Origin of the sequence: Gracilimonas sediminicola, assembly GCF_024320785.1 — a bacterium.
Taxonomy (GTDB): Bacteria; Bacteroidota; Rhodothermia; order Balneolales; family Balneolaceae; genus Gracilimonas; species Gracilimonas sediminicola.
In genome coordinates this window covers 543,059-569,023 of sequence record NZ_JANDBC010000002.1, presented here as the reverse complement: position 1 = coordinate 569,023, position 25,965 = coordinate 543,059, and the positions used below count along the sequence as shown (strand labels likewise).

At 44.4% G+C, this 25,965-nt stretch carries 27 protein-coding genes; 13 read left to right on the top strand and 14 right to left on the bottom strand.

Going from position 1 to position 25,965, the window contains the following annotated elements:
• Positions 1-175: 175 nt before the first annotated feature.
• Positions 176-364 carry a hypothetical protein gene (locus tag NM125_RS12345; protein ID WP_255135247.1) on the bottom strand — a complete coding sequence of 63 codons (189 nt, stop codon included), beginning with the start codon at positions 362-364 and terminating at the stop codon, positions 176-178.
• Positions 365-702: 338 nt separating this feature from the next.
• Between NM125_RS12345 and NM125_RS12340 the strand changes: the two genes are divergently transcribed.
• Positions 703-1,266 carry an RNA polymerase sigma factor gene (locus NM125_RS12340; RefSeq protein WP_255135246.1) on the top strand — a complete coding sequence of 188 codons (564 nt, stop codon included), beginning with the start codon at positions 703-705 and terminating at the stop codon, positions 1,264-1,266.
• A gap of 2 nt (positions 1,267-1,268) precedes the next feature.
• Here the strand turns inward: NM125_RS12340 and NM125_RS12335 are convergent, their stop codons facing one another.
• The 3 genes from NM125_RS12335 to NM125_RS12325 form a co-directional block, all read right to left on the bottom strand.
• Positions 1,269-1,733, bottom strand: coding sequence for a DUF6992 family protein (locus tag NM125_RS12335; protein ID WP_255135245.1), 465 nt, complete (start codon positions 1,731-1,733; stop codon positions 1,269-1,271).
• A 156-nt stretch (positions 1,734-1,889) separates the two neighbouring features.
• Positions 1,890-2,555: a ligase-associated DNA damage response endonuclease PdeM gene (gene pdeM / locus NM125_RS12330; RefSeq protein ID WP_255135244.1), complete on the bottom strand. Its 666-nt coding sequence runs from the start codon at positions 2,553-2,555 to the stop codon at positions 1,890-1,892.
• A complete protein-coding gene (locus tag NM125_RS12325; RefSeq protein ID WP_255135243.1) occupies positions 2,552-5,008 on the bottom strand; it encodes a ligase-associated DNA damage response DEXH box helicase in 2,457 nt (818 codons plus the stop codon). Before NM125_RS12325 ends, pdeM begins: the two co-directional genes overlap by 4 nt.
• A 106-nt stretch (positions 5,009-5,114) precedes the next feature.
• Between NM125_RS12325 and acs the strand changes: the two genes are divergently transcribed.
• Complete coding sequence (gene acs / locus NM125_RS12320; RefSeq protein WP_255135242.1) at positions 5,115-7,013, top strand: acetate--CoA ligase; 1,899 nt, start codon at positions 5,115-5,117, stop codon at positions 7,011-7,013.
• A 37-nt stretch (positions 7,014-7,050) separates the two neighbouring features.
• On the opposite strand, the gene NM125_RS12315 is transcribed toward acs, so the two are convergent.
• The 4 genes from NM125_RS12315 to NM125_RS12300 form a co-directional block, all read right to left on the bottom strand.
• Complete coding sequence (locus NM125_RS12315; RefSeq protein ID WP_255135241.1) at positions 7,051-7,419, bottom strand: hypothetical protein; 369 nt, start codon at positions 7,417-7,419, stop codon at positions 7,051-7,053.
• 76 nt (positions 7,420-7,495) lie between these two features.
• Complete coding sequence (locus tag NM125_RS12310; protein ID WP_255135240.1) at positions 7,496-8,710, bottom strand: alanine dehydrogenase; 1,215 nt, start codon at positions 8,708-8,710, stop codon at positions 7,496-7,498.
• Positions 8,711-8,845: 135 nt separating this feature from the next.
• Positions 8,846-10,843, bottom strand: coding sequence for an NAD-dependent DNA ligase LigA (gene ligA / locus NM125_RS12305; protein ID WP_255135239.1), 1,998 nt, complete (start codon positions 10,841-10,843; stop codon positions 8,846-8,848).
• Positions 10,844-10,854: 11 nt separating this feature from the next.
• A complete protein-coding gene (locus NM125_RS12300; RefSeq protein ID WP_255135238.1) occupies positions 10,855-11,940 on the bottom strand; it encodes a helix-turn-helix domain-containing protein in 1,086 nt (361 codons plus the stop codon).
• Between the two features lie 98 nt (positions 11,941-12,038).
• Between NM125_RS12300 and NM125_RS12295 the strand changes: the two genes are divergently transcribed.
• The 8 genes from NM125_RS12295 (at position 12,039) to surE (ending at position 17,621) form a co-directional block, all read left to right on the top strand.
• Positions 12,039-12,743 carry a ComF family protein gene (locus tag NM125_RS12295; protein ID WP_255135237.1) on the top strand — a complete coding sequence of 235 codons (705 nt, stop codon included), beginning with the start codon at positions 12,039-12,041 and terminating at the stop codon, positions 12,741-12,743.
• A gap of 30 nt (positions 12,744-12,773) precedes the next feature.
• Positions 12,774-13,448, top strand: a complete 675-nt coding sequence (locus NM125_RS12290; protein WP_255135236.1) for a hypothetical protein — start codon at positions 12,774-12,776, stop codon at positions 13,446-13,448.
• Positions 13,445-14,089 carry a hypothetical protein gene (locus NM125_RS12285; RefSeq protein WP_255135235.1) on the top strand — a complete coding sequence of 215 codons (645 nt, stop codon included), beginning with the start codon at positions 13,445-13,447 and terminating at the stop codon, positions 14,087-14,089. The genes NM125_RS12290 and NM125_RS12285 overlap by 4 nt, the downstream gene beginning before the upstream one ends.
• Positions 14,049-14,666 carry a histidine phosphatase family protein gene (locus tag NM125_RS12280; RefSeq protein ID WP_255135234.1) on the top strand — a complete coding sequence of 206 codons (618 nt, stop codon included), beginning with the start codon at positions 14,049-14,051 and terminating at the stop codon, positions 14,664-14,666. The genes NM125_RS12285 and NM125_RS12280 overlap by 41 nt, the downstream gene beginning before the upstream one ends.
• Positions 14,667-14,779: 113 nt before the next feature.
• Positions 14,780-15,469 carry a bifunctional demethylmenaquinone methyltransferase/2-methoxy-6-polyprenyl-1,4-benzoquinol methylase UbiE gene (gene ubiE / locus NM125_RS12275; RefSeq protein ID WP_255135233.1) on the top strand — a complete coding sequence of 230 codons (690 nt, stop codon included), beginning with the start codon at positions 14,780-14,782 and terminating at the stop codon, positions 15,467-15,469.
• A 117-nt stretch (positions 15,470-15,586) separates the two neighbouring features.
• Entirely contained in the window at positions 15,587-16,024 is a 438-nt protein-coding gene (fabZ, locus tag NM125_RS12270; RefSeq protein WP_255135231.1) for a 3-hydroxyacyl-ACP dehydratase FabZ, read from the top strand.
• Entirely contained in the window at positions 16,021-16,851 is an 831-nt protein-coding gene (gene panB / locus NM125_RS12265; protein ID WP_255135230.1) for a 3-methyl-2-oxobutanoate hydroxymethyltransferase, read from the top strand. Before fabZ ends, panB begins: the two co-directional genes overlap by 4 nt.
• Complete coding sequence (gene surE, locus NM125_RS12260; protein WP_255135229.1) at positions 16,848-17,621, top strand: 5'/3'-nucleotidase SurE; 774 nt, start codon at positions 16,848-16,850, stop codon at positions 17,619-17,621. Before panB ends, surE begins: the two co-directional genes overlap by 4 nt.
• Positions 17,622-17,948: 327 nt before the next feature.
• Here surE and NM125_RS12255 read toward each other — a convergent pair whose 3' ends face one another.
• Together NM125_RS12255 and NM125_RS12250 are read right to left on the bottom strand one after the other, a co-directional pair.
• Positions 17,949-18,800 carry an esterase/lipase family protein gene (locus NM125_RS12255; RefSeq protein ID WP_255135228.1) on the bottom strand — a complete coding sequence of 284 codons (852 nt, stop codon included), beginning with the start codon at positions 18,798-18,800 and terminating at the stop codon, positions 17,949-17,951.
• Position 18,801: 1 nt separating this feature from the next.
• Complete coding sequence (locus tag NM125_RS12250; protein WP_255135227.1) at positions 18,802-19,242, bottom strand: hypothetical protein; 441 nt, start codon at positions 19,240-19,242, stop codon at positions 18,802-18,804.
• A gap of 72 nt (positions 19,243-19,314) precedes the next feature.
• On the opposite strand from NM125_RS12250, the gene NM125_RS12245 reads away from it, so the two are divergent.
• Positions 19,315-20,463 (top strand): hypothetical protein, encoded by a 1,149-nt coding sequence (locus NM125_RS12245; RefSeq protein ID WP_255135226.1) that lies wholly within the window; start codon positions 19,315-19,317, stop codon positions 20,461-20,463.
• A gap of 189 nt (positions 20,464-20,652) precedes the next feature.
• Here NM125_RS12245 and coaBC read toward each other — a convergent pair whose 3' ends face one another.
• The 4 genes from coaBC to NM125_RS12225 form a co-directional block, all read right to left on the bottom strand.
• Positions 20,653-21,843 (bottom strand): bifunctional phosphopantothenoylcysteine decarboxylase/phosphopantothenate--cysteine ligase CoaBC, encoded by a 1,191-nt coding sequence (gene coaBC, locus NM125_RS12240; protein ID WP_255135225.1) that lies wholly within the window; start codon positions 21,841-21,843, stop codon positions 20,653-20,655.
• Positions 21,844-21,845: 2 nt separating this feature from the next.
• Complete coding sequence (locus NM125_RS12235) at positions 21,846-22,139, bottom strand: DNA-directed RNA polymerase subunit omega (RefSeq protein WP_255135224.1); 294 nt, start codon at positions 22,137-22,139, stop codon at positions 21,846-21,848.
• Between the two features lie 8 nt (positions 22,140-22,147).
• A complete protein-coding gene (gmk, locus tag NM125_RS12230; protein ID WP_255135223.1) occupies positions 22,148-22,720 on the bottom strand; it encodes a guanylate kinase in 573 nt (190 codons plus the stop codon).
• A gap of 77 nt (positions 22,721-22,797) precedes the next feature.
• Positions 22,798-23,679, bottom strand: coding sequence for a YicC/YloC family endoribonuclease (locus NM125_RS12225; RefSeq protein ID WP_255135222.1), 882 nt, complete (start codon positions 23,677-23,679; stop codon positions 22,798-22,800).
• A gap of 287 nt (positions 23,680-23,966) precedes the next feature.
• Here NM125_RS12225 and NM125_RS12220 point away from each other — a divergent pair, with 287 nt between their 5' ends.
• Both NM125_RS12220 and NM125_RS12215 read left to right on the top strand, forming a co-directional pair.
• On the top strand, positions 23,967-25,811 hold the full coding sequence (locus tag NM125_RS12220; RefSeq protein ID WP_255135221.1) for a carbamoyltransferase family protein: 1,845 nt from the start codon (positions 23,967-23,969) through the stop codon (positions 25,809-25,811).
• A gap of 3 nt (positions 25,812-25,814) precedes the next feature.
• A complete protein-coding gene (locus NM125_RS12215; RefSeq protein ID WP_020403364.1) occupies positions 25,815-25,964 on the top strand; it encodes a DUF5989 family protein in 150 nt (49 codons plus the stop codon).
• The last annotated feature ends 1 nt before the right edge of the window (position 25,965 follow it).

The following is a 25,965-nucleotide window of genomic DNA, read 5'->3' as shown; positions in this document are numbered from 1 at the left end:
GTGGTTTCAACAGTAGGCTGGCTGGACAGTTCGTCGTTAAGGGAAGCGTCGGTAACCGAAGCACATCCGAAAGACAGAGAAACGATAGCGATGAGGGCGAAAAGAGATTTAACAGATTTCATAACAGTAAAGGTTTTGTAGTTGATTGAGTTAAGTGGTTGTTGGGTGGTGGTGACTACCAGGGTTTTTCAACGATAGGCTTCACATCTGCGCCGCCGGAGAACACGCCGTTGTCGGTAGTAGTGGTTTCAACAGTAGGCTGGCTGGACAGTTCGTCGTTAAGGGAAGCGTCGGTAACCGAAGCACATCCGAAAGACAGAGAAACGATAGCGATGAGGGCGAAAAGAGATTTAACAGATTTCATAGTAGTAATGGTTTGTTGATTAAAATTTGGGTTAAGTACAAGAGTGTCTTGAACTCTATTTGTTACAATTTTATTTAAAGTCAATATTTTGGCTTCAAAACACATCTATACTCCAGTAGAAGAGTGTTTTTTAACCTATTTGTTACACATCTAATCTAAATTTTAATATTTATAGCCGCCACTAAAAGATTAAAAAGGATTAATAATTCAAAAAAAATCACTTATTATTGAAGCTGTAAACATTTTGATGGATTATAAGATGTGGTAATCATATGCTGGTTATCGCATAAGGAAAAGGCACAAAGAGTGCTGAAAATTTTAATTAGTGGTTGGTTAGTTTGGCACAACTCAGAGTTGATTATTCAGAATTAGTGGAAGCGCTCCAGAAAGGGAATGATGAAAAAGCCAGTGAGCTTTTATCGGAAGTGATACCCAGGCTTGAGGACTATCTTCAGGTGGTAATGAGTGCTGAAGCAAACGCTGCAAAAGAATGTGTGCAGCAGGCTTTCCTGGATGTGTTTGAACAGGTCCGAAAAAACAACATCAAGAACAGTAAATATATTTTCAGTTACCTGATCAAAGCCTGCCGGCACGAGTATCTTCGCTATGTAAAGCGGCAGCACAAGTTTAATTACGACGATGAGGCTTTTAATGAAGTATATGAGTCCGAAGAGCAGTTCAAGAATCTTTTGGATAAAGAACGGCAGCGCATATTGGAAGAATGCCTGAGCGAGCTTCGTAAAAAATCGCGTGAATTTATCGAGTATTTCATGGATAAACCCGATGCCAGCACTGATGATGCCGTTCAGGAGTTCGACCTCTCTAACGCCAACGTGCGTACGCGCAAGCACCGAATTCTAAGCCGGCTACACCACTGTTATAAGCGTAAATCCAATCAATAGGTTTAGAAATTAATTCTAAATCCCGAGGTCGTTACATTGATGCTTTCCGTTAACTGCATCAGATCTGAAGTGATGGGACTGTGCAGAAAGTATAGCACCAGGTCGAAGGCAAGCAAAAATCCTCCTTGTACGATCAATGATTTCCCATACCCTTTAAGTCGGGAGGACTTCTTTCGTATACCCCGTTCCCATAGCCAGGCTCCGGTTGCCATATACCCCACATCTAACCCGGTGTTTAAGAGCAAGAACTTGTCCAGTTTCTGAAGTTCATTTAGAGACTGAGTATAGCTGAGGGAGGCTACATCCATTTGGGAAATATTATAAAGAGCAAAGCCGGCAATTCCCGCGTTTACAAGATTCCACCCGGCATTCATTTGATGAAAATATTTAGTTGATTTCTCGCTCAGAAAATACCCTGTTGAGCCGGATAAAATGTTCAAAGTTGCCCAACTTCCAAGAAAAATCATTCCTTTTTTTTGCAGATCATATGATTTTTGTGCGTGAAATTGAGCGTCAAAAGTACTGTTTTGTGCGTGTAACATTTCGGGGGAAATGAGAAAAAAGGCTCCCAAAAAAAGGAAAATAAAAGGCAAAATTTGCTTGTAACACATTTTTAGTCAAGGCTAAGAATTGACGGATATTTGTATTATCTCCTGCTCAACAATCGCAAAAACAGATTCATTCTGTGCGGGATTTATTCTGTAACTGCCGGTAAAACTTCCAAAGGCCGGGAGTAAGGCAGCTTGTTTGCCAAAGTAAAAGCAGGGTACATAAAGCTGTTGCCGTCCTTTCCCTTTGAGCTTAACGGCCGGATGAATATGCCCGGATATGCAATAGGAGTTCGAGCCCCGGTTTTCGGATTCATCGTGGAGGAAAGTAAATGGAGTAGCGTGAAATTGGTTCACACAATTCAACCCCATCTTTTCATATTCAAAACCGGTTAAGAGGTCATGGTTTCCGATAGTAAGTATCATTTCCGTAGCCGCATGGGCCTGCCTCCATTCTTTGAATTGCTCGATTTCGTTGTTCGATTCACTGTGAAATAAGTCGCCGAGGAAGAGTATTTTTTCAGGCTGGGTCTTCTCAACAAGTTCATTTAATCGGGTGATGTTGGACTCATTAACAGAGTTTGGTACCGCGATTCCATGTTTACGGAAATGGCCTGATTTCCCGAGATGTACATCGGACACCACGAGCATTTTTTGGTCTTTCCAGAACAAGGCTTTTTGCGGGAGCAGCTTTAATGTTTGGTTTTTAAGTTTAAACTGTTGTGCGTTCTTGAAACTCATTTCACATGTTTTTCTAATTGCAGCTGCATTTTTTTGATGCGGTCCGTCAGTTTCTCGGAGCTAAGCTTTTCTCTAAGGCGGTCTACCATAATAGGAAAAGCATAAGGAGTAAATCGCTCGGTAAGATTGAAAACAATTGTCTGTTCGGAAATCTTTTTCAGGGCTTTGCGTAGCCTTACCTCATCAAGCTGAATACTCATCACTTCATCAAAAGCCTGTTGAATGAGCAAATGATCAGGTTCGTGTTCCATAAACACATCAAAAAAGAGGCTGCTCGACATTTGAAGATGTTTGTTGGTTTTCGGTTGTCCCGGAAACCCCTGAAATACTAAGCCTGCTATCTGACAAATTTCTCTGAACCTGCGCTTGGCCAACTCAGCGCTGTTGATACTGGCCATGATGTCTTCCACAAGGTTATCTGCAGAAAACAGGTCCTTTTCCAAAGCTGCTTCGATGGGAATATCCTGATCGGAAAGTAATTCGAAGCCGTAATCATTCATGGCAATCGAAAACGTAATGGGAGTCATCTTGGAGAGGCGGTGGGCAATCAGGGCCGACATTCCTTCATGCACATAACGCCCTTCAAATGGAAAGAAAAATACGTGGCATCCTTCACGGGAAAAAGATTTTTCAATCAGAAACTGATCTTCATCAGGTAAAACAGACCAATCCCGCTGAATTTCAAAAAGCGGCTCCAGTTTTTTGAGCTCGACATCATCATAACCACCTGCAACGGCCTGATGCATTTTTTTGCGAAGAATATGGGTCATGTTAGAAGAAAGAGACATGCGCCCTCCCATATAGCTGGGAACTTTGGAAGAAGTGCCCTTTGCTCTTCGAACATAGACCGTCATGTCCTTCATTTTTATAAGCTCGAGATTACGGCCTGCAAACCAAAAGGTATCTCCAACATTAAGTTGAGCAATAAACCATTCTTCAACGGCTCCCAGTGATTTCCCGCTCATGTATTTTACCCGTAGCATGGCATCGCTGGCAATGGTTCCAATGCTCATACGATGCCGGCGGGCGATTTTCCGGCTGGTTACCTTATACAGTCCGTCCTCATCAATTTCTACTTTTGAATATTCGTTATATCTGCTCAGTGATTTTCCGCCAACGGTGATGAATAGCAGAATATCCTTCCATTCTTTTTCGGATAACGTTTGATAGGCGAAGGTGTCTTTTACTTCTGTGAAAATTTCATCGGGATAAAATCCATCTGAAACAGCAAGAGTTACCAGGTACTGAATCAATGCATCATAGGGTTTTAGAATCGGCTCGCGACTTTCCATTTCATCGGAGTGGATGGCCGATTTTAAGGCAGCAGCTTCAACCAACTCCAGGGCATGGGTGGGAACAAAATAAATTCTGCTGGTGGAACCGGGTTGATGTCCGCTGCGGCCGGCTCGCTGCATGAATCGTGCTACTCCTTTGGGACTTCCGATTTGGATCACGGTTTCAACAGGGCTGAAATCAACTCCCAAATCCAGGCTGGAGGTGCAAACGACCGCTTTTAAAATGCCCTCGTGCAGGGAAGCTTCAACCCAATCCCTTACCTTGCGATCGAGCGAGCCATGATGAATGGCGATGGCTCCGGCTAAATCTGGCCGGGCTTCCAGCAGGTTTTGGAACCAGATTTCTGATTGGGCACGGGTATTGGTAAAAATTAGGGTGGAGCGGCTTTCATCAATAATCGGGAGAATTTTTGGAAGCAGTTTCAACCCCAAGTGACCGTACCATGGAAAGTTTTCCATTTCATCGGGGAGGACGGAGATGGCTTCGATGTTTTTCGGAACGTTTGCCTTAATGATGACGGCTTCTTCATGATTAGGTCCCATCAACACATCCTGTGCTTCGTCAAGGTTCCCTATGGTAGCTGAAATTCCCCATACCTGTAGTTCTGGACGAAGTCCTTTTAGCCTTGATAGTCCAAGCTCTGTTTGAATACCTCGTTTCGAACCCAGTAATTCATGCCATTCATCTACAATTACCGTATCCAGATTTTTGAAATGCCGTTCATAGTTTTTCTGTGCTAATAAGATATGAACGCTTTCCGGAGTGGTGATGAGAACTTCCGGCATCTTCCGGTTTTGCTTTTGCTTTACGGATTGAGGCACGTCTCCGGTGCGTCGCCCGATTTCCCAGGGGATTCCTATTTCATCAACCGAGCTTTGAAGAGCTTTCTGAATGTCTTTAGCCAATGCCCTAAGCGGGGTGATCCATAAAACTTTCAGCCCGTTTTTGTCTTTCTTGCGGTACTGTTCAGGGTGTTCATCAATCCATTTGATAAGATTCGGCATGAACAAGGCGAAGGTTTTACCACTTCCGGTTGGGGCGTTTAGTAATCCCTTTTTACCATCAAGAAAGGCATCCCAAACCTCCTGCTGAAAAGGGAAGATATTCCAGCCCCGCGCTTCAAACCAGTGTTCAATAATTTGTTTGCCTTTACTCATCTATGTGCATAAAAAGGTTAAATCTTCTCAAAACGAGAGTTTGACTTGATTATCCGCAAAAAAACCTTCAACATCAGCAAAATTGAATAACCAAACTGAATAAAAAATGTGGCTTAATATAAAATCGTTCGACGAGTACAAAGAGAATTTTGAGGAAAGTAAAAAAGACCGGTTGAAATTCTGGGACCATGAGGCCGGAACGTTCTATTGGCGAAAGCGGTGGGATAAAACCCAAAGCGGAAGTTTTGAAGACGCGAATATTAAGTGGTTTGAAGGTGGTAAGCTGAATATCACTGAAAACGCCTTAGACCGTCACCTGAATACCATCGGTAATAAAACAGCATTTATATTTGAGCCGAATCACCCGGACTCCTTTCGTCGAACCATCACCTATAAACAGCTGCATGAAGATGTATGCCGATTTTCAAATGTGCTGGAGAGCAAAGGTGTTGAAAAAGGGGACCGTGTTGTTATTTATATGGCGATGACCCCGGAGCTTGTTATTGCAGCTCTTGCCTGTGCCCGTATTGGAGCCGTCCATTCTATCGTATTTGCCGGCTTTTCAGCTCAATCATTGTCAGAGCGAATCAACGATTGCGAGGCGAAGATGCTGATTACCAATGACGGACTTCGCCGTGGCGACAAGCACGTTCCATTGAAAGATATATCTGATGAAGCACTGGAAAGCAGCCCTTCTATTGAAAGCGTGATTGTATGCCAGCGCACCAACCGTGAAATTGACTGGAAAGAAGGACGGGATGAATGGTGGCATAACCTGATTCGTAATGCATCCAGAGAACATGAAGCGGTTGAGATGGATGCCGAAGACCCGTTATTCATTCTATATACTTCCGGTTCTACAGGCAAGCCAAAAGGTGTGGTACACACTTGCGGAGGCTATATGGTGTACACCAGTTATTCGTTCCGTCAGGTATTCCAGGTTGGAGCCGATGACATTTACTGGTGTACGGCCGATGCCGGTTGGATTACCGGTCACAGTTATATTATTTACGGACCGCTTTTTAACGGAGCAACGGGAATTATTTTTGAAGGAACCCCGACTTATCCGGACGCCGGTCGGCTTTGGGAGGTTGTAGAGAAATACGAGGTAACACATTTCTATACGGCACCGACCGCTATCCGTGCGCTTATGTCTTACGATATTGATTATGTGAAGAAGTACGACCTGAGTTCGTTGAAAGTGCTTGGCACGGTAGGCGAACCAATTAACGAAGAAGCCTGGCATTGGTATGATGAACATATCGGCGGTGGAGAATGCCCGATCGTAGATACCTGGTGGCAGACCGAAACGGGAGGAATCATGATTTCACCATTGGCCGGAATCACTCCAACCAAACCGGGATTTGCGACACTTCCATTGCCCGGAGTTTTCCCGGTGTTAATGGATGAAGATGGAAATGAGATTGAAGGAAATGATGTATCCGGAAATTTGTGTATCAAACACCCATGGCCATCTATAGCCCGAACGGTGTATGGAGATCATGACCGGTATATTCAAACCTATCTGAGTACCTATAAGGGCTATTACTTTACCGGCGATGGTTGTCGCAGAGATGATGACGGCTATTACCGCATTACCGGAAGGGTGGATGATGTGCTTAATGTTTCCGGCCACCGTCTGGGTACAGCTGAAATTGAAAATGCCCTTGACGAGCATAAGAAGGTAGTGGAAACGGCTGTTGTGGGTTATCCGCACGACATCAAAGGGCAGGGTGTCTTCGCCTTCATGATTTGTGATGAAGAAATCAAGGATCCGGAGGCGTTCAAAAAAGAGCTGAATGATCTGGTTACAAAAATCATCAGTCCTATCGCCAAGCCGGACAAAATCCAGATTGTTGCCGGATTACCGAAAACCCGTTCCGGTAAAATCATGCGCCGCATTCTTCGGAAGATTGCTGCCAATGATCTCGATAATCTTGGAGATACTTCAACGCTGCTGGATCCAAGTGTGGTAGAAGATATCAAGAAAGGCACGGCATATTAATTTCAGTAGGAGCGTATCATGTGATACGTTCCTACTATTATAAACCGATTAAATAACCTGCGGGCAGAAGTAATACACTGATCATCAGAATAATCAGTCGAAACCGGGTTCTGACAAACATAGGATGAAAGAAGAGTCCAAAGGTGAGAGGTTTTTCATTGGTCATCCAGTCATAATAATGATGACGGTGAACAGAGCCCAAAGCCATGGTTACATGTCCGTGCAGGATGGTAAGCATAAAAGGAACCGCAAAGAAAAAGGCGCCGATGTACCTGAAAAGGATATCCATGCCAATTAAGCCTGCTCCAAAATAATACGGCCACGCAAAAAGCACCATCATAGGTACGGTAAGCAACCAGTTGATGATAGAAATGCGTTTGTAATTCGATTCAGCTAATTCTGACATGAGGTAATTAGAGATTAGGGATTAGGGATTATGAATTTTGAATGTTTCATAAAGCAGATATTCAAAATTCATAATTTCAAATTTGGGAGGCAATAAGCATTTCGATCTCCCGGTACGGCATGTCAAACATTTTGGCCAGAGTTTTCTTGGTGATATGCTTTTTATAGGAATAAGTGCCGTTTCTTAGGGCTACATTTTCCCACAGACATTCCTTAACTCCACCGGCGTTTCCAATCGCTAAAATGTATGGTACCAGTACGTTATTAAGGGCGTAGGTAGCTGTTCGGGGTACATTTGCCGGAATATTGGGCACACAATGATGAATGACATCATGCTCAGAATAAACAGGATTGGAATGGGTGGTAGGCCGGCTGGTAGCCACACATCCACCCTGATCAATAACTGTATCCACGATTACACTTCCGGCCTTCATTCCGGCCACCATTTCATCGGTTACCCAGCAGGGCGAACGCTCACCTTCGGCCATGGCTGCGCCAATGATAATATCCGCAAATTTAAGGGCGGTACTTAAATACTGATGATTAGCTACAGCCGTAATGATTCGCCGGTCGAGGGCGTTTTCAAGCCGTCGCAGAGCGGTTAAATCGGTATCCATTACAAAAACCTGTGCGCCATAACCGAGAGCTGTTCGGGCTGCATATTCGCCGGTAATGCCGGCTCCCAAAATAACCACGGTGGCAGGCGGGACCCCGGAAATTCCGCCCAACATAATACCTTGTCCGCCGCTCATGCTCTCGAGGTAGTGAGCTGCAATTTGTACCGACATTGACCCTGTAATTTCATGCATCATACGCACGATGGGAAATTCCTTGTCTTCCCCCCGGATAAACTCATAGCCAATCCCGGTTATGGACTTTTCGGTAAGAGCTTTCAGGTAATCTTCGGTTTGGCTGCCCATGTGGAGAGCTGAAATCAAAGCTTGTCCCGGTTGCAAAAGCTCGAACTCATCTTTAGTGAGCGGTGCTATTTTGAGAATTAAATCCGATTTTTTAAAAACATCTTCGGGGGAATAGGCGATTTCGGCACCCGCATCGGCATACTCGCGATCGGGGAAGTTGGCATCCTCTCCGGCTCCCTTTTCGATGAAAATCTCGTGTCCGTTTGCCTTCAGGATGGAAACACCACCGGGAGTCAGCGAAACGCGTCGTTCGTCAAAAGAGATCTCTTTCGGTAAACCAATTTTCAGGGAAACTTCACTTTTGGAACGCATGAGATGTTTCTCAAGCGTCTTCAGACCAATCTGTTCCGTATCCAAAGGTTTAATGTCCATATACCGCAGGGCTTAGGTGAATTTCGGGAAGATAGGGAATTTTAGGGAGGGATAAAGTGGGGAGTGGAAGAGTGAATTGGTAATAAAGTGATGAAGTGATTAAACAAAACATCACCCTATCACCTTATCACTTTGTCACTCACCGATTAATCCCCGGAATTTGGCTTCATCTAAAACAGGGACTCCGAGTTGATTAGCTTTATCAAGTTTGCTTCCGGCTGATTCCCCGGCTAATACATAGTCTGTGTTTCCGCTGACCGAAGAGGCTGTTTTACCGCCGTGCTTTTCAATGAGATCAGTGGCTTCTTTTCTTGTATAGGTTGGGAGTGAACCGGTAAGAACAAACTTTTTGCCCTCAAATATGTTGGAGGCCAGCTCTTCTTCTTCCTGTTCAAACTGAAGGCCTTTCTCGCCCAAATGTTGTACAATCGCCCGGTTCTTTTCATTGCTGAAGAAGTCAACCACCGACTCGGCTATTCTGGGTCCAATAGAATCTACATCGGTCAGTTCTTCTTCACTAAGTGACTGCAGCTTCTCCATGGTTTTAAATGCTTTGGCTAAATCTTTAGCCACTGTTTTGCCGACAAAGCGAATACCCAGCGCGTAAATAACCCGCTCAAAGGGTTGTTCCTTACTTTTTTCGATGGCGTCTATCAGGTTCTGCGCACTCTTTTCAGCCATACGATCCAGTTCCACAATCTGCTCTTTCTGCAAGTCATATAAGTCAGCATAGGTTTTGATCAGTCCTTCAGAAACCAGCTGATCAACAACAGATTCGCCCAATCCTTCAATATCCATGGCATCCCGGGAAGCAAAATGCTCGATGCGGATGCGAACCTGTGGCGGACAAGTAGGGTTCACACAACGCCAGGCAACTTCATCTTCGTATTTGATGAGCTCAGAGTCGCAAGCAGGACAGGTTTTCGGAAACTTGAACGGCTCACTTCGATCCTCACGATCCGGATTGACTACACTTATTACCTGTGGGATAATTTCCCCGGCTTTTTCAACCACAACGGTATCACCGATACGAATGTCTTTTCGCTGAATTTCATCTTCATTATGCAGAGAAGCTCGTTTCACAGTAGTGCCGGCCAGTTCAACAGCTTCCAGCTCAGCAACCGGTGTGATTGTTCCCAACCGGCCTACCTGCAGGGTAATGTCGTTAATAGTAGTGGTGGCTTGCTCGGCTTCAAATTTGTAGGCGATGGCCCAGCGAGGGAATTTAGAAGTCGTTCCCAGTTCTTCCCGCAAATGGCTTTGATTTACCTTTATTACCACACCGTCTGTCTCATAAGGAAGCTTGTGGCGCAAATCATCCCACTCTTTGATGATGCTATGAACTTCATCGATAGATGAAAAGACTTCATAATATTCCGAAACAGGTAGCCCAAATTCTGCTAAAAGTTCAGCTTTACGGAACTGAGTTAAGGAATCGTCTTCTTCATCCAGCAGCAAATCAAAAGCAAAAAAGCGGATGGGACGCTGTGAGACGGCTTTCGGATCCTGCATTTTCAAAGATCCGGCGGTGGAATTTCTGGGATTTGCAAAAACAGCGAGTCCTTGTTCTTCCCGGTGTTGATTCATTCGTGCGAAAGCTTCGCGCTCCATGTAGGCTTCTCCACGAACTTCAACAACCCGTGGATAATCTCCCTGTAAAGTAAGAGGGATATCGCGAATAGTTTTCACGTTGTTGGTGATGTCATCCCCCTGCTGACCGTCACCGCGGGTGGCACCCAGGACTAATTCACCATTTTCGTATCGAAGCCGGAGTGAGGCGCCATCAAATTTAAGCTCCACCATATATTCATAATCTTCATGGCCGAGTATTTTCTTAACCCGTCCGTCAAAATCATTCAGTTCTTCCTCGTTGTAGGTATTGTCTAAGCTGAGGAGTGGGACCGGATGCTGAACAGTTTCAAAAACGGAAGAAACTTCACCCCCGACCCTTTGTGTTGGAGATTCCGGATCGTGAAGCTCAAATTCCTTTTCCAGCTGTTCGAGTTCTTTGAGTGTTTCATCAAACTTTTTGTCGCTCATAAAAGGCTGAGCATCCTGGTAATAGGCTTTGTTGGCCTGGTCAAGAAGATCACGAAGTTCGTTTACGCGTTCCCGGGCTTCTTTCTTAGTCATTTTAAATGCTGCTATAATCTGATTCTGTACACGGTGCTATCTGGTGGGCCTACGCTGAGCGGAAACTCGCTTGGGGGAGGAGCAAGGTATCGGGGCTGATCGAGCACATCCCGTGTTATCATGATTGAGTTGAACGCTGAATTGAAATAATTCTGCCGTGGGTTTTCAATTACATGTCCATTGAACATCAACAATAACCGGCTATATTGACCGCGAACAAGCAGTGTGTCACTGAAATCGAAATAGTATGACTCACCTTGCTCCATCCAAAAAGGGTTAGTACGCCAGTTCAAGTCGCTGGTCACCCGAACGGGTTCAAGTTGACCGTAGGCGGCATAAACAGAGATGGTAAGCGTATCTCCCAGTTCAATGGGGCCCGCCGGCGATGTTTGCTCGTTTTCAGCAGCTGGCGTTTCACCTGTTTCAGTTTCATTATTCTCTGTGATAGCGGTGGAATCTACCGGAGCAGGTGGAATGGCATTTTGATCAGATTGTCCGGTTGTTGGCTGCTCGGTTTCTGCGGTTTCACTTTGGAAGATCGAGCCGATATCATCCCAGAAGATATATCCGGTTGTGCCAAGAGCACCTACAATCACTAAAATCAATATCACCAACCAAACTCTGGAGTCTTTACTCGCTGTTGTAAACTTACGGCCCATATCTGCCCAGTTAATCGGGTCTTCTTCGGGGGGTGGTGGAGTTCTTTTCGGTTCATTGGGTTCCGGCTTGGGTTTCGTTTCCTCAAAAGCAGGTTTGTCATCATCAGGGCTTTCAGAAGGGAGGGTGTCTTTGGGGGCTAAATCAAACTGTGATTCAATTTCGTCTTCCGTGGAGTCTCCAATCAAGCTACCTGTGTAGGTGCCTTCTTCCACTTCATCGAGCGCTTGAACAATTTCATCATCTTCAATTTTCAAAACCTTGGCATAGCTTCGTACAAAGCTGCGAACATAAGTTTTGTTCTTGCCCTTGTCAGAAAATATGCTGTCATCCTCAATGCTTTTCAGCGTGTTAAGAGGAATTTTAATAGCATTTTGTATATCCTCTAATGAGAGGTTTTGGCTTTTACGTATAGAGGCAAGGTCTTTTCCCAGAGACATATAAAATAATTTAGGTCTGCTTACAAAATTATAAGAAGCTAAGTAATTAAATGTGATAGGAAAAGCAAACTTTTAGCTTTAATTGATGCGGAAAAATTATGTTGCTTACAAAATTTAAAGAGGGCGTTTTAGAAGTTTTATTTCCCAAAGTATGTACGGTTTGCGGGCTGAAGCTATCGACGAATGAAAACTTTGTATGTACGGTGTGTCTAAAAGATAAATTTGAGGAAGCTTACCGGGGTGGAAAACAAGCTTCAAGTGATATCCTGCTTCCGGAAGGGATAAGCCTGCAGCATGCGCTCTGGAATTTTGACAAAGGCGGGCATTTGCAGGAGCTTTTGCATCAGCTTAAATATAACCGGTTGATCGGAGTTGGCGAAGATGTGGGTCGTCAGCTTGGTAAAAGCCTGCTCGGTAATCCTCTGTTTGTCAACGGAATCAAAAATAAGAAGGCCTTGCTGCTTCCGGTTCCCCTTCATAAAAAGAAAAGAAGAATGCGGGGTTATAATCAGGCTTTCCATATTGCAAAAGGTGTAGCCGAGGTGACGAATCTTCATATTGTAAGGCAGGAAACGGTCATCCGGACTAAGAATACGAGCACACAAACCGGGTTTTCTCTTGAAAAGAGAAGGAAGAATATTTCCGGGGCTTTTCAGGTTCAGAATCCCGAAGCCATTGAGGATGCCGTTTGCATTGTGATTGATGACGTGTTCACCACCGGAGCCACTACCTTTGAGCTGGCATCCAAACTGAAGAAAGCCGGTTGTAAAGAAATTATGATAGCTACGGTAGCCCAGGCCTGAAACCTTCTTTATTAAAGCCTATATTTGGACATGGAAAATTTTAAAAGAGGACGTTTTGAATGGCAGATGCTTGAGCTTCCGGATGGAATAACCACCTCCAACGGAAACTGGTATCATATTACACGGGATGGAATTGAGAAATACGTGCCGGGCTTGCTGAAAGAAAAACCCCTGGAACAAATCATTCAGGAAGCCGATGCCTGGGTGAAAAGCTCTAACGGGCTGGCATTGATGCTTTACTTCATCCTCGTTTATGCTACCGTTGATGCGTTATGGGCTTTTATAATTTCGCTGGGCGTTTATTTTTTGTGGTACTTCAATACCGGTGTGTTTGTGAATGTGATTTCTACGCCGATTGCCCGCTTGCTGAATAAAGACGGATTCATCTATACCGTTTCCGGGGTATTCCTGATTGGAATTAGTCTTAACGACTTAATAGCCGGTGTCGGGATAAGCGTTGAGTTTAATGCACTTTGGTATGGATTAGGACTGTTCTTTCTTTTCAAAGTGGGGTTGTTGTCTCTTCTTATTCAATTTGTTCGAAATAAGTTCTTCGATAAACCAAAAGTCCCCAAACCGGACCGTGTTCTGAATATGCTGCTCATCCGATATGGAATGAAGCACGGCATCCTAACCGGTAAAATCGAAGACATGGAGAAAGAGCTTATCCGTATTGCCAATTATCATAAAGGGAAGAAGAGTTGACGGCAGGATCTCTGAAGGATTGTAAAATCCTGATTTTGGGTTTATTGATTATAACCGGCTGTTCAGGGTTCAGGAATGGGTTAAAGCCTGAAATTGAACAGAAAAAAGTGTTTTTGACTACCGAGTATTATGAGTTTGAAAACCGGACAAAGTTCTTTTCAGAACCTACAAAAGCAAAGATCGATGAATCATCTGCAGTAGATTCTGTGGCGAGCCTGATACTCGAACAGCTCATGCATTCCTATCCGCAGTTTACTCATTTTTCAATAACCGGTGATTCTACTTCAGCTGATTTAATTGTATCCGTGTCAAACATTCGATTAAGAAGGCGGATATACAGCATTAATTTTCTGCATATTGGTCCACTTTATGATGTAAAAATGGAAGTCCAAATCAGGCAGAAAAAAGGAGGCCAGTTTAAATATACAGCCAGAAGCATTGCCAACATGGCCTGGGAAAATTTTGATCATAGAATTGCCTATTGGATGACGCCTCAGGAAAAAAGGAATACTGAATATCAGCACCACAATTATATAATTGCACTCAAGAGGGCTTTTTATAACCTTTACATCCACTTATTCAGATATAAGCCACATATAAATGAAGCAACTATTCATCATTCGTCACGGAGAGACGGATAACAATAAACAGCATATCATTCAGGGGAGGAGCCTGGATGCTTCCATCAATGAGTTGGGACGATTGCAGGCCGAGGCTATTCGTGATGCTCTTGAACCCTTTGAAGTACATAGAATTGTAGCAAGCGGATTACGCAGAACTCACGAAACGGCTCAACCTTTGGCATCCCAAAGAAAGCTGGATGTCCATAAGTTCCCGGAACTGGATGAAATTAATTTTGGCGTTCTCGAGGGAAAGGTTTTCACTGAGATTAAAGATGAGGTCATGGAAGTACATGAAAAATGGAAAAGCGGGAATGTAGATTATGCTCCTAAACATGGAGAATCTCCCCGCGAAACCTATGCAAGAGCCAATACCAAAGTAGAGGAGGTCCTGGAGTCATCAACCGAGGAAAGCATTGTGTTTATGATTCATGGCCGACTAACCCGCATTTTATTATCCGAATGGTTGGGGCATGGGTTACAAAACATGCACAAAATTGAACATCAAAACGGGGCCATCAACCATCTTACCTGGCACGATGGAAAGTTTAAAGCCGTGGAGCTCAATAAAACCGACCACCTGATGGAGCTGGTGTAACCGATTTATTGTTATCATCCCGCTTACATTATTTCCTTATATTCTAAGTCTGTAAAAGAACCATTTCAGCCTGCTTTGGGTTTTATGACCGAAAGCAAAATTAACTGATATTTATGAGTGAAAAAGTAAGATCCATGTTTGCCGACATTGCCGATGATTACGATCGGGTAAACAGCGTATTATCATTCGGGGTGCATCACGCATGGAGAAAAAAAGCGGTATTGGAAAGCGGAGCTCACGAAGGGGATCACGTTCTTGACTGTGCGACAGGTACCGGTGATTTGGCGATCGAATTTAAAAAGGTGGTGGGGGAATCCGGTTATGTACTGGGAACCGATTTCTGTGCGCCCATGATTGAGCCGGCTCCTGAAAAAGCAGAAAGTGCCGGCCTGAAAATCGATTTTGAAGTCGCCGATGCAATGAACCTTCCCTATGAAGACGACAAATTTGATATCTCCAGTATCGCATTCGGTATCCGAAATGTGGATGACCCGGTAGTTGCTCTTAAAGAACTGGCACGTGTGGTGAAACCGGGTGGAAGGGTAACGGTGCTGGAATTCGGACAACCCAAAGGACTCATGAAATATCCGTACGAACTCTACAGTCAGCATATTATGCCGGCTATTGGCGGATGGCTCAGCGGAAATCGGGAAGCTTATACCTATCTGCCACGGACCAGTGCAGAATTCCCGGCCGGTGATAACTTTTTAGCTTTGATGGATGAATCGGGTTCTTTCAAAGAGAAGCGAGCCGTTAAGCTAACCGGTGGCATCGCATACGTTTATGTAGGAGTGGTTCAATAATTGTATATTCAAAAATTCATTCAGGCCACTAAATCTCTAAAGCACTATAAGAGATTAGGACTTTAACATTTCGTGATTTAGAATTTTTGTGGCGGATTAACAAAACAAACAAGTTTTATGAAGATAGAAGACATCAAAAAAGTTCTCCCTCACCGATATCCATTTTTACTTGTAGACCGGGTGCTGGAGCTTGAGGAAGAAAAAATCAAAGCCCTCAAAAACGTAACGGCTAACGAAGAGTTTTTTAACGGCCACTTTCCCGGTCAGCCTATCATGCCCGGGGTGTTGCAGGTTGAGGCATTGGCTCAGGCCGGCGCTATCATGCTGATGACCCAGAAAGCGGAAAACCCTGATGAGACCCTGATGGTATTCACCGGAATCAATAACTGCAAGTTCAGAAGACAGGTAGTTCCCGGAGATCAACTGATCTTGGAAGTGGAAATGGGCTCTATGCGACGTAATTTCGTAACCATGAAAGGCAGGGCCACTGTTGATGGTGAAGTAGCCTGTGAACTGGAAGCATCGGCAGCATTGGTGCCGAAGGATAAAGCATGAGCACTCAAAAAAATTCGGATCGCCCGGTAAAGATTACAACCCAGACGGTGGTTGATATGAAAAGAAAAGGCGAGAAGATTTCCATGCTTACCGCCTACGATTTTACCATGGCTCAGATTATTGATCAGGCCGGAATTGAGATCATTTTGGTGGGAGATTCAGCCAGTAACGTAATGGCAGGTCACGAAACCACGGTTCCGATGACTCTGGACCACATGATCTACCATACCTCGTGCGTAGTTCGCGGTGTGGATCGGGCTTTGGTTATAGCTGATCTGCCCTTTATGAGCTATCAGGTAACCACGAAAGAGGCTTTGATCAGTGCGGGACGCATGATGAAAGAAGCCGGAGCCCACGCTATTAAAATGGAAGGCGGTAAACCGATCATAAATTCGGTGAAGAAAATTGTGGAAGCAGGCATCCCGGTGATGGGCCACCTTGGGTTGACCCCACAAAGCATTTATAAATTTGGAACGTATAAAGTTCGCGCCACCGAAGAGCAGGAAGCTGAAGAGCTGATCCGGGACGCCAAGTTACTCGAAGAAGCCGGATGTTTTTCAATCGTATTAGAAAAAATTCCTGCAAAACTTGCTGCAAGGGTTACGGAAGAAATTTCAATTCCAACCATAGGAATCGGAGCCGGAGCCGGTTGTGACGGCCAGGTTCTTGTTATCCATGATATGCTCGGACTCAACAAGGAATTCAATCCTCGGTTCCTGAGAAGATATGCGGATTTAAATACAGTAATGACTGACGCTGTTCAGAATTATATCAAAGACGTTAAGAGCAAAGATTTTCCAAACGAAGAAGAACAGTACGGCGGATGAGCGATTCAAAAGAGCGACCTTTTATTTTAGTAAGTAACGACGACGGAATTTTCTCACCCGGTATTAAAGCGCTTGCCGAAGTAGCTGCCGAATTCGGGGATGTATATATCGTAGCACCTGATAAAGAGCAAAGCGCGGTAGGACATTCCATAACCATTCAGGTTCCGCTTCGGTCAAGTAAGTTCACTGTGGCAGATAAATACGAAGGAGAGGCCGTAAACGGTACCCCGGCTGATTGTGTGAAATTAGCTCATGGCCAGCTTTTGGACAGAAAGCCTGATTTAGTGGTTAGCGGAATTAACCATGGAAGTAATGCCGGCATCAATATCATGTATTCCGGGACCGTAAGTGCCGCGACTGAAGGAACCATTTTGGGGTATCCATCCATTGCAGTAAGCTGTACGGATTTCAATGAGGATGCCAACCTTCGCGGATGTCAGGAAGCCGCCCGACGGGTGATAAAACATGTACTGGAAAACGGGTTACCAAGAGGGGTTACGCTGAACGTAAACGCTCCTGCCGGTGAATTTACCGACATCAAATGGACACGCCAGGCCGATAGCCGATATGTCGAAGAATATGAAAGCCGAACCGATCCATTCAACAGAGCTTACTACTGGCTGACCGGTAAATTCGAATTACTGGACGAAGGAAAAGATTCGGACATTCATGTGCTGAATGAAGGGCTGGCTTCGGTTACGCCTATTCAGTACGATCTTACTGCTTATGATTTGTTAGAGGGAAAAGAAGACAGCGACCTGCAAGAGTAGTAATCACTCCCGACCGGATTTAATAAAGTCGGTTACGACGCAGAGCGTCTTAACCAGGTAAAATTTACTCGCACTTTCGAAGGAGATTTTAGCCTCCTCCATGTAGTTGGTGAAAAGAGTATATGCTGAGTAGCTTTTCTATATTTTTTCCGACTTCTCTTCCCGATAATCAGGGCTCCTTCCCAAGAAGAGAGACTTGATTGCCTTTTAATGATTGTGAGTTTTGTTTAGGTAATTAATCTTTTAAAAAGCGTCCTTCTCCTTGATAAGGAGAAGACAGAAGAGGTCGAAGAATACGGCAGTATGCTTACTATTTTGTGAGACTGATCAGTGCCCGCTTTTAGCCAACCGTTTCAGCAGGTTTAACCAAAACTTCTCGTAGATCTTTTGTGATTCCTTATTCATTTGTAAGTGCATCTGAGCCAAATGGGAAAGAGGAACCGTTTCAAGGTGTGTTCCCCATTTTGCGCTTTCAACAGAAACAAAAGCATCATTTTCGCCTTCTTTTTCAAAAATCTGGCTGTTTTGAAATTTCAGCATTGGGTTGATAGAGAATTTGGTTCCCTTTCCAACAGCTGCGGTGTAAGAATAGTAAGCTACATCTTCGGCATCGGGGTGTTCCGGATTGAAAACATCGGTCACATATCCGCACGTAAGTTGCTCCAGTGACCCGAGGGCATCACTTTTTGTTTTCGGATACATGTTATCTCCAAACCAATCGAACATTTCACTGAGTTTTTCAGTAACCAATTCCGGGGCTTTCAAAACTAAATCTGCCAGGCTGGAACCGTGGTGGGGAGTAGCAATGGTGGTGAGGCTTGCAACCCGATGGGCAATATCCAACTTGGATAGGGCGCAACGCATATCGAGTCCGCCCATGCTGTGCGAAACCACATTAACCTTTTCACAACCATACTCTTTGCAAAATTTATCAATGAGTAAAACCCAGTTTTTAGCCCGCGTTTCGATCCGGGCATAAGGCACAACATTAGGAGCGATAGCCGGTACTCCATGGGCCCTGATTTGCATACACGGGTCGTGCATAGGGCCTGACTTTATCACCGAACCTATAGCTCCGTAACCGTGGCACATAAACACAGGGTATTTAAGCTGTACCATATCCGGCTGTGGAAACTCCTTCAGCTCAAATCGTTTTAAAAGGGTGGATCGGTCGGGCATGTTATTCTTTTGGGGTAGCTAAACTGTCCAGTTCAGGGTTAGTGGTTAAACGGATGGATCTCAAAACGGTTCCCTGATCATAAATGTAAATATCCATATCATGGGAAGGAAAATGCACTTTGGCCGGCGCCTGCATGTCATACTTGAACAAATCCTTATGTAAATCAACATGAAAAAGCGTTTTTGAAAATCTCGATGGCACCTCAATACGATATTCCTTTCTGGTGAAGATGGTATCAATTCTTATGCTCGATACCCTTATTTGCTCAGCCTTGATTTGGGCATCCTGAATATGAACATTCAGGAGCGAGTCGAGCTCACGAGCATTTTCAATTTGATAGTTCTTGTAATCAGGCGAAGCTGCCAGAATAATTCCGCTTACGATACATGACAGCACTAGCAACACTGTGACTAACTTCTTTCCGTTTTTCTTATCCAGCATAAACCGGGTTGGGTTCTTAACTTCTTAGATTTACCTTAGGCTGAATCTATAAACTTCTGCCGAAAAAAAGATATGTCTTTTCAGATTCAAAAAATTGAAACACAACAACATATAAACGATTTCCATCATCTACCCGAACGGCTGTATAAAGATAACAGCTGGTATCGGCCGCCTTTTCGGTTTGAGGTTGAAAATGTATTCAATCGGAAAAAAAATGAACGGTTCCGGAAAGGGGGAGAATGTGAGCGATTTCTGGTTCTGGAGAATGGTGAAGTTGTCGGCCGGTTTGCTGTATTTATCGATCCTGAAAAAGATGAGCGATATGACCCAAAGCTTGGGGGAATTGGTTTCATGGAAATGGAAAATATTCCGGGCATAGCAGAAGCAATTATCAGCTTTGCAAAAAAATGGCACCAGGAAAGGGGATATGCAGGATTTCGCGGTCCCATTAATTTTGGAGAGAATGATACTTTTTGGGGCATTCAAATCGGAGGGTTTGAAGATCACAATGTATATGGTATGCTCTATCATCATACATATTATGAAGAGCTGATAGAGGAAACGAATCCCGAAAAGTTTGATGATGTGTACATGTATCAGCTGGATTTAGAACAGCCTTTGCCCGAACGATTACTCAGAATAACAGAGCGGCTGAGATCAAAAGATCACATTGAAGTTCGTCCAATTGATAAAAAGAACCTGGAACGGGACGGGGAAATGATCCGGCAAATTTACAACCGGGCATTTAGTGATCAGGTGGTGCAGGAGCGGGAAGATGAATTTATAGGAATTTCGCGGGAAACCATTCGGCAGATGATTAAAAAGCTGAAACCGGTGTTGATGCCTGAAACATCTCCCATTACCTTTGTTAATGGTGAACCGGCTTCATTCCTGGTCAGTGTTCCGGATCTTCATGAAATATCAGCTAAGACCGGCGGGACGTTAAAATGGTGGCAGCTGTACCATTTGATTGGTTTTAAAAGAAGAGCCGAAAAATTCCGCCCGCTGGCTTTTGGAACCGATCCTCGCTTTCGGGGGAGGGGACTGGAAGCGCTGGTGTTTGTTGAGGGATTTAAGTGGACGCGAGAACACTATCCGAACCTGAAGGTGCTGGAAGGCGGTTTCGTCAGCGAAAAGAACTGGATCATGCGCCGTAGCCTGGAAGCACTGGGCTGCGAAATCGCTAAAACGTACCGGGTGTACAAGTGGATGTGTGGGTGATTAGGTGATGAGTGATGTCATCTTGAGGAGATCTCGATCTAATTCAAGCGTCCGCTTGGATGGGGCTTTAGCTACATATGTTTTGATACAACATCGCACAAGTGGACACTTGCGCTTTTTGAGATTAGCATACCAGGTTCAATTTATGAACTTTTAATATCACCTTATCACTTAATCACTTCATCACTCTCAACTTCTAAAAATCGTATTCAGGATCTCAATCGAAATGTCTTTTTTGCTTCCCTGAAATTTTTGCTCAGAGTCTTTGCTCAGCAGGTGGACCGAATTGGTATCAGCTTCGAAGCCGGCGTCTTTGTCGTTTAAAGAATTAGCGATAATAAAGTCGGCGTTCTTCTTATTCAGCTTGGTAGTTGCATTCTCGATCAGGTTTTCTGTTTCCATGGCGAAACCGATCAGAATCTGTCCTTTTGGTTTATGCTCACCCAGCCATGAAATAATATCCGGGGTTTGCTTCAGCTTAATCTCATTGTCGGCTTTATCTTTCTTCACTTTATTTTGGTGCACTTCTTCGGGGGTGAAGTCAGAAACAGCCGCTGCCATGATGATCACATCTGCAGCAGCATATTGCTTAACAGCATCAAATAAATCGGCCGTACTGGTAATTTTAACGGAGTGGATGTCTTCCGGTGTGGGAATTGAAAGAGGGCCGTGAATCAACGTTACGTCTGCGCCCAGGCTTTGAGCAGCCTCCGCCATAGCCACGCCCATTTTTCCGGAACTTGGATTTGAAATAAATCGAACCGGGTCTATGTGTTCACGGGTGGGACCGGCAGTTACAACCACTTTTTGTCCTTCCAGCGGCCCTTCAATAGATCCGATGATATCAGAAGATTTTTCAAGAATGGCTTCAATTTCAGGCAAGCGACCTTTACCTTCCAATCCACTGGCCAGGTAACCGGATTCCGGCTCTAAAACGTGATATCCGTTTTCTTGTGCCTTTTTCAGGTTATCTGAGACGCCCGGTGCTTCATACATCTCTCCGTCCATGGTCGGACAAATTAGAATGGGGCATCGTGCAGCCAGTACGGTGCTTGTCAGCATATTGTCAGAAAGGCCGGTAGCGATTTTGGCAAGCGTGTTGGCCGTGCAGGGAGCAATCACAAAAAGATCAGCCCATTCGCCCCAGTTAATATGGCGGGTCCAGTCGCTGGAGTCTCCTTCATCGGGGAAAATATCTACGGCCACTTCATGGCCGGAAAGGGAAGCAAAAGTCTCTAAACCAACAAAGCGGGTGGCTGAAGGCGTCATGGTGACGCGGGCTTCGGCTCCCGCTTTTTGAAATTCTCTGAGTAAAAAAGCAGCTTTATAGGCTGCAATTCCTCCGGTAACACCAAGAATGATGCGTTTACCGGAGAGCATGATTAATCCTCTTTTTCAGGATGTCGGTAATAAATTTGGTCTTCCTGCATTTCCACAATAGAACGCTGAGTAGCGTGTGGAAGCTTTTCGAAAGCTTTGGAGATGTTCTCCTGCTCTTCGTTGAAAGAAAACTCGTCTTCTTCTTCAAATCCTTCGAAATACTGGAGTTTTTCGTCCAGTTCTAATTTCTCCTGAGCTGCAATCTGGCGTGCTCTTTTGGAAAGGATCACAAGTAACTCATATTTGTTACCTGTTTTGAATTTCAGTTTTTCAATGTCTAATGTTTGGACTGCCATGGATGGTATCAGTTTTGATTCATGAATTTGACAACGGCTTTCTTAACCTCTGCATAAGCCGTATCCAAATTGTCATTTATAATAACCTGATCGAACTGATCAGCATATGTAAGTTCTTCTTTGGCACGTTCGAGCCGCAAAGCCAGTGTTTCATCATCTTCGGTTCCGCGGGCAAGTAAGCGCTGCTTCAAAACATCAATTGAAGGCGGTTTAATAAATAAACTGAGACTTTCGTCTCCGTAAATCTTTTTGATATTCACCGCACCTTTTACTTCGATGTCAAGCAGAACAAAATAGCCTGAATTTAGTTTTTTATCAACTTCTGAACGCAGTGTGCCGTATTTCTTTCCCCCATAGAATTCTTCCCATTCCAGGAATTCGCCTTCGGCTGTTTTCTGGTCAAAATCGACGTCAGTGAGGAAATAATAGTGCTTTCCGTCCACTTCTCCTTCCCGGGCAGGACGGGTGGTTGCCGAAACAGAAAACTTAAGCTCTTCAAATTCTTTAAATAGCCGGCGCGCGAGGGTCGTTTTTCCGCCTCCGCTGGGTGCAACCAATATGATGACTTTACCTTTTTTCATACTATATAGTAGCGAGATTTGAGTAGTGAGTATTGAGGGGAATTCTCAATACTCACTACTCAGAACTATAATCTATTTTATTCCACGTTTTGGACTTGTTCACGGATTTGCTCCAGCGCCTCTTTGCATTTTACTACATACTGGGCAATGTCGGAGTTGTTAGCTTTGGAACCGATGGTGTTGAGCTCACGGTTGATCTCCTGGGTCAGGAAGTTGAGTCGTCGGCCGGCCGGTTCAGGTTGTTCAACGGCTTCAATAAAGAATTTCAGGTGTGAGCGCAGACGAACAATCTCTTCCGTTACATCCATTTTATCAACAAGAATGGCTACTTCCAATTCCAGTCGTTCGGGGTCAATTTTATCTTCCTCAATCAGGTTGTTGATCCGTTCCAGCAGCTTATCCCGTGCATCTTCAGCTCGCCCGGCCGTTTCCGTGGTGATAATTTCCAGATTTTCATCGATAAACTCGATGCGGTCCACCAGGTCGTTTTTAAGCTGACTGCCTTCCTGGGTTCTCATTTTCAGGAGAGATTCCACCGCTTCTGAAAGTGCTTTTTCAGCCACTTTCCATTTTTGCTCCAGCACTTCTTCATCTTCTTCCTCATTAATAAACACATCACCAAACTGGGTTATGTCTTTGATGGAAATGGGATCTGAGATGCCGGCTGCTTCCCTGAGATTATCCAGAATTCGGCAATAACCTTTCACTTTCTTTTCATCCACCCGGATGGAAGGCTCACCCGTTTCTGATTCCGACAGGTAAACAGTAATATTCAGTTTACCACGATTAATCGTTTTCTGAACCAGTTCCTTGACTTCAAGTTCTTTGTCTTGCAAACGCTGAGGCAGGCGAATACTCAGATCCAGATAGCGACTGTTTAGTGATTTAATTTCAACCGTGGCCGTGATGCCATTTTCAGAGGCTTCTCCGCGACCAAAGCCGGTCATTGATATAATCATGATAATCTTAATGATGAAAATTGAGCGAGAAAATACGAAAGTATAGCCCCTTTAAAAACTTTACTCGAATTGGGGAGTGGTAGGGTGATGAAGTGATAAAGTGATGAGGTGAGGAGTGGTGTCATCTTGAGGATACCTCCGAAAGATCTATACCTGAACTACTCACCTGCCAGGTTCGATTTACGAATTTTTTATATCACGATATCACTTCATCACTTTATCACTCAACACTAATCCATTCAATGAAAGCGAAGTTTTGTTATCTTGGCAGCCACTCAATTTTTGATATGACTATTTTAGGAATTTCAGCTTTTTATCACGACTCGGCGGCTTGTATAATTCAGGATGGAAGGATTGTAGCCGCAGCCCAGGAAGAACGGTTCACCCGAAAAAAACACGATGAGGGATTTCCGTCTAACGCTATTCGGTTTTGCCTGGATTTTGCTGACATTAAGCTCGGTGAACTGGACGCCATCGCTTTTTATGATAAGCCGTTGCTGAAGTTTGAACGTCTGTTGGAAACCTACCTTTCTTTTGCTCCGCGCGGGGTGAAGTCTTTTATAACTGCGATGCCTGTTTGGTTAAAGGAAAAAATGTTCATGAAACGGGTGATGCACGAGGAGCTTGCTAAGATCGGAGATTATGACCGAAAAGAGCTGAAGCTGCTGTTTCCCGAACATCATCTGAGTCATGCAGCCAGTGCCTTTTATCCATCCTCTTTTGAAGAGTCGGCCATTCTCACCATCGATGGAGTGGGAGAGTGGGCCACCGCCTCCATTTGCTCAGGAAAGGGTTCTGAAATCACCATTCACCGGGAGTTAACTTTTCCGCATTCGCTGGGACTGCTCTACTCGGCCTTTACCTATTTTTTGGGATTCAGGGTGAATTCCGGGGAGTATAAACTTATGGGACTGGCTCCTTATGGGAATCCGAATTCCAAAATGGTGGAAGAGTACATTTCTAAAATTAAGACAGATTTGATTGAGCTCAATGGCGATGGCTCCATTTATCTGAATCAGGATTACTTTGATTATGCCACCGGACTAAAAATGGTGAAGGAAAAGAAGTGGGAAGAACTCTTTGGCTTCCCAAAGAGGGAAGAAGAAGCGGAGCTGCAGCAGCATGAAGCGAATCTTGCCCTTGCCATTCAGAAAGTAACCGAAGAAGTGGTGCTGAAAATGGCAAAGGAGGCCCAGCGTTTGACCGGCTCAAAGAATCTTTGCCTTGCCGGAGGGGTTGCTCTTAATTGTGTGGCCAACGGGGTTATTCAGAATGAAGGGATTTTTGATGACATTTTTATTCAGCCGGCGGCTGGAGATGCGGGCGGATCGGTTGGGGCAGCACTTGCAGCCCATCATATTTATTTTGGGAAAGGCAGGAAGCCTCAGCAACCTGAAGCCATGCAGGGCAGTTATTTGGGGCCGGATTTTCATGAATTTGAAATCCTACAGCAGACCAAAAAATTCAAACCTGTTTATGAGAAATTGGATGAACCAAAGCTCTATCCCAGAGTAGCAGAATGGCTGGATGAAGGGAATGTGGTTGGATGGTTTCAGGGACGGATGGAATTTGGTCCCCGTGCCTTAGGTGCACGATCTATTTTAGGAGATCCCCGAAATCCAAAGATGCAGAAAAAGCTGAATCTGAAGATCAAATACCGGGAATCGTTCAGGCCGTTTGCGCCGTCGGTGCTGGCAGAAGATGCAGGACAATATTTTGAGTTGAAATCAGACTCACCGTATATGCTTTTGGTTCAGGAGGTGAAAGAGGAACATCGTAAAGAGCTTCCGGAGAACTATCACCAACTACCACTCAGAGAAAAACTGGCCTTTGAGCGGTCTGCTTTTCCGGCCATTACTCACATCGATTTTTCAGCTCGTATTCAAACGGTCCATCAAGAAACGAACCCAAGATACTGGAAGCTGTTAAGTGCATTTAAGGAACGTACCGGAGTGGGGATGGTGGTCAACACCAGCTTTAATGTTCGGGGTGAACCGATTGTCTGCACACCGGAAGATGCATATCGGTGTTTTATGAATACGGAAATGGATTATCTTGTAGTCGGTGATTTTATCTTTGATAAAACCGAACAACCAGAATGGGAAAAGGAAATTACGTTTGAGAAGGATTGATATATGGAAACACTGAAAGATTTATGGAACTTCATGAAGCAGCGAAAGAAATTCTGGCTGGCTCCGGTTATCATTGTGTTGCTTTTGCTCGGATTTTTAATTGTGATTGGAGGTGGTTCATCCATCGCTCCATTCATTTATACCCTGTTTTAAT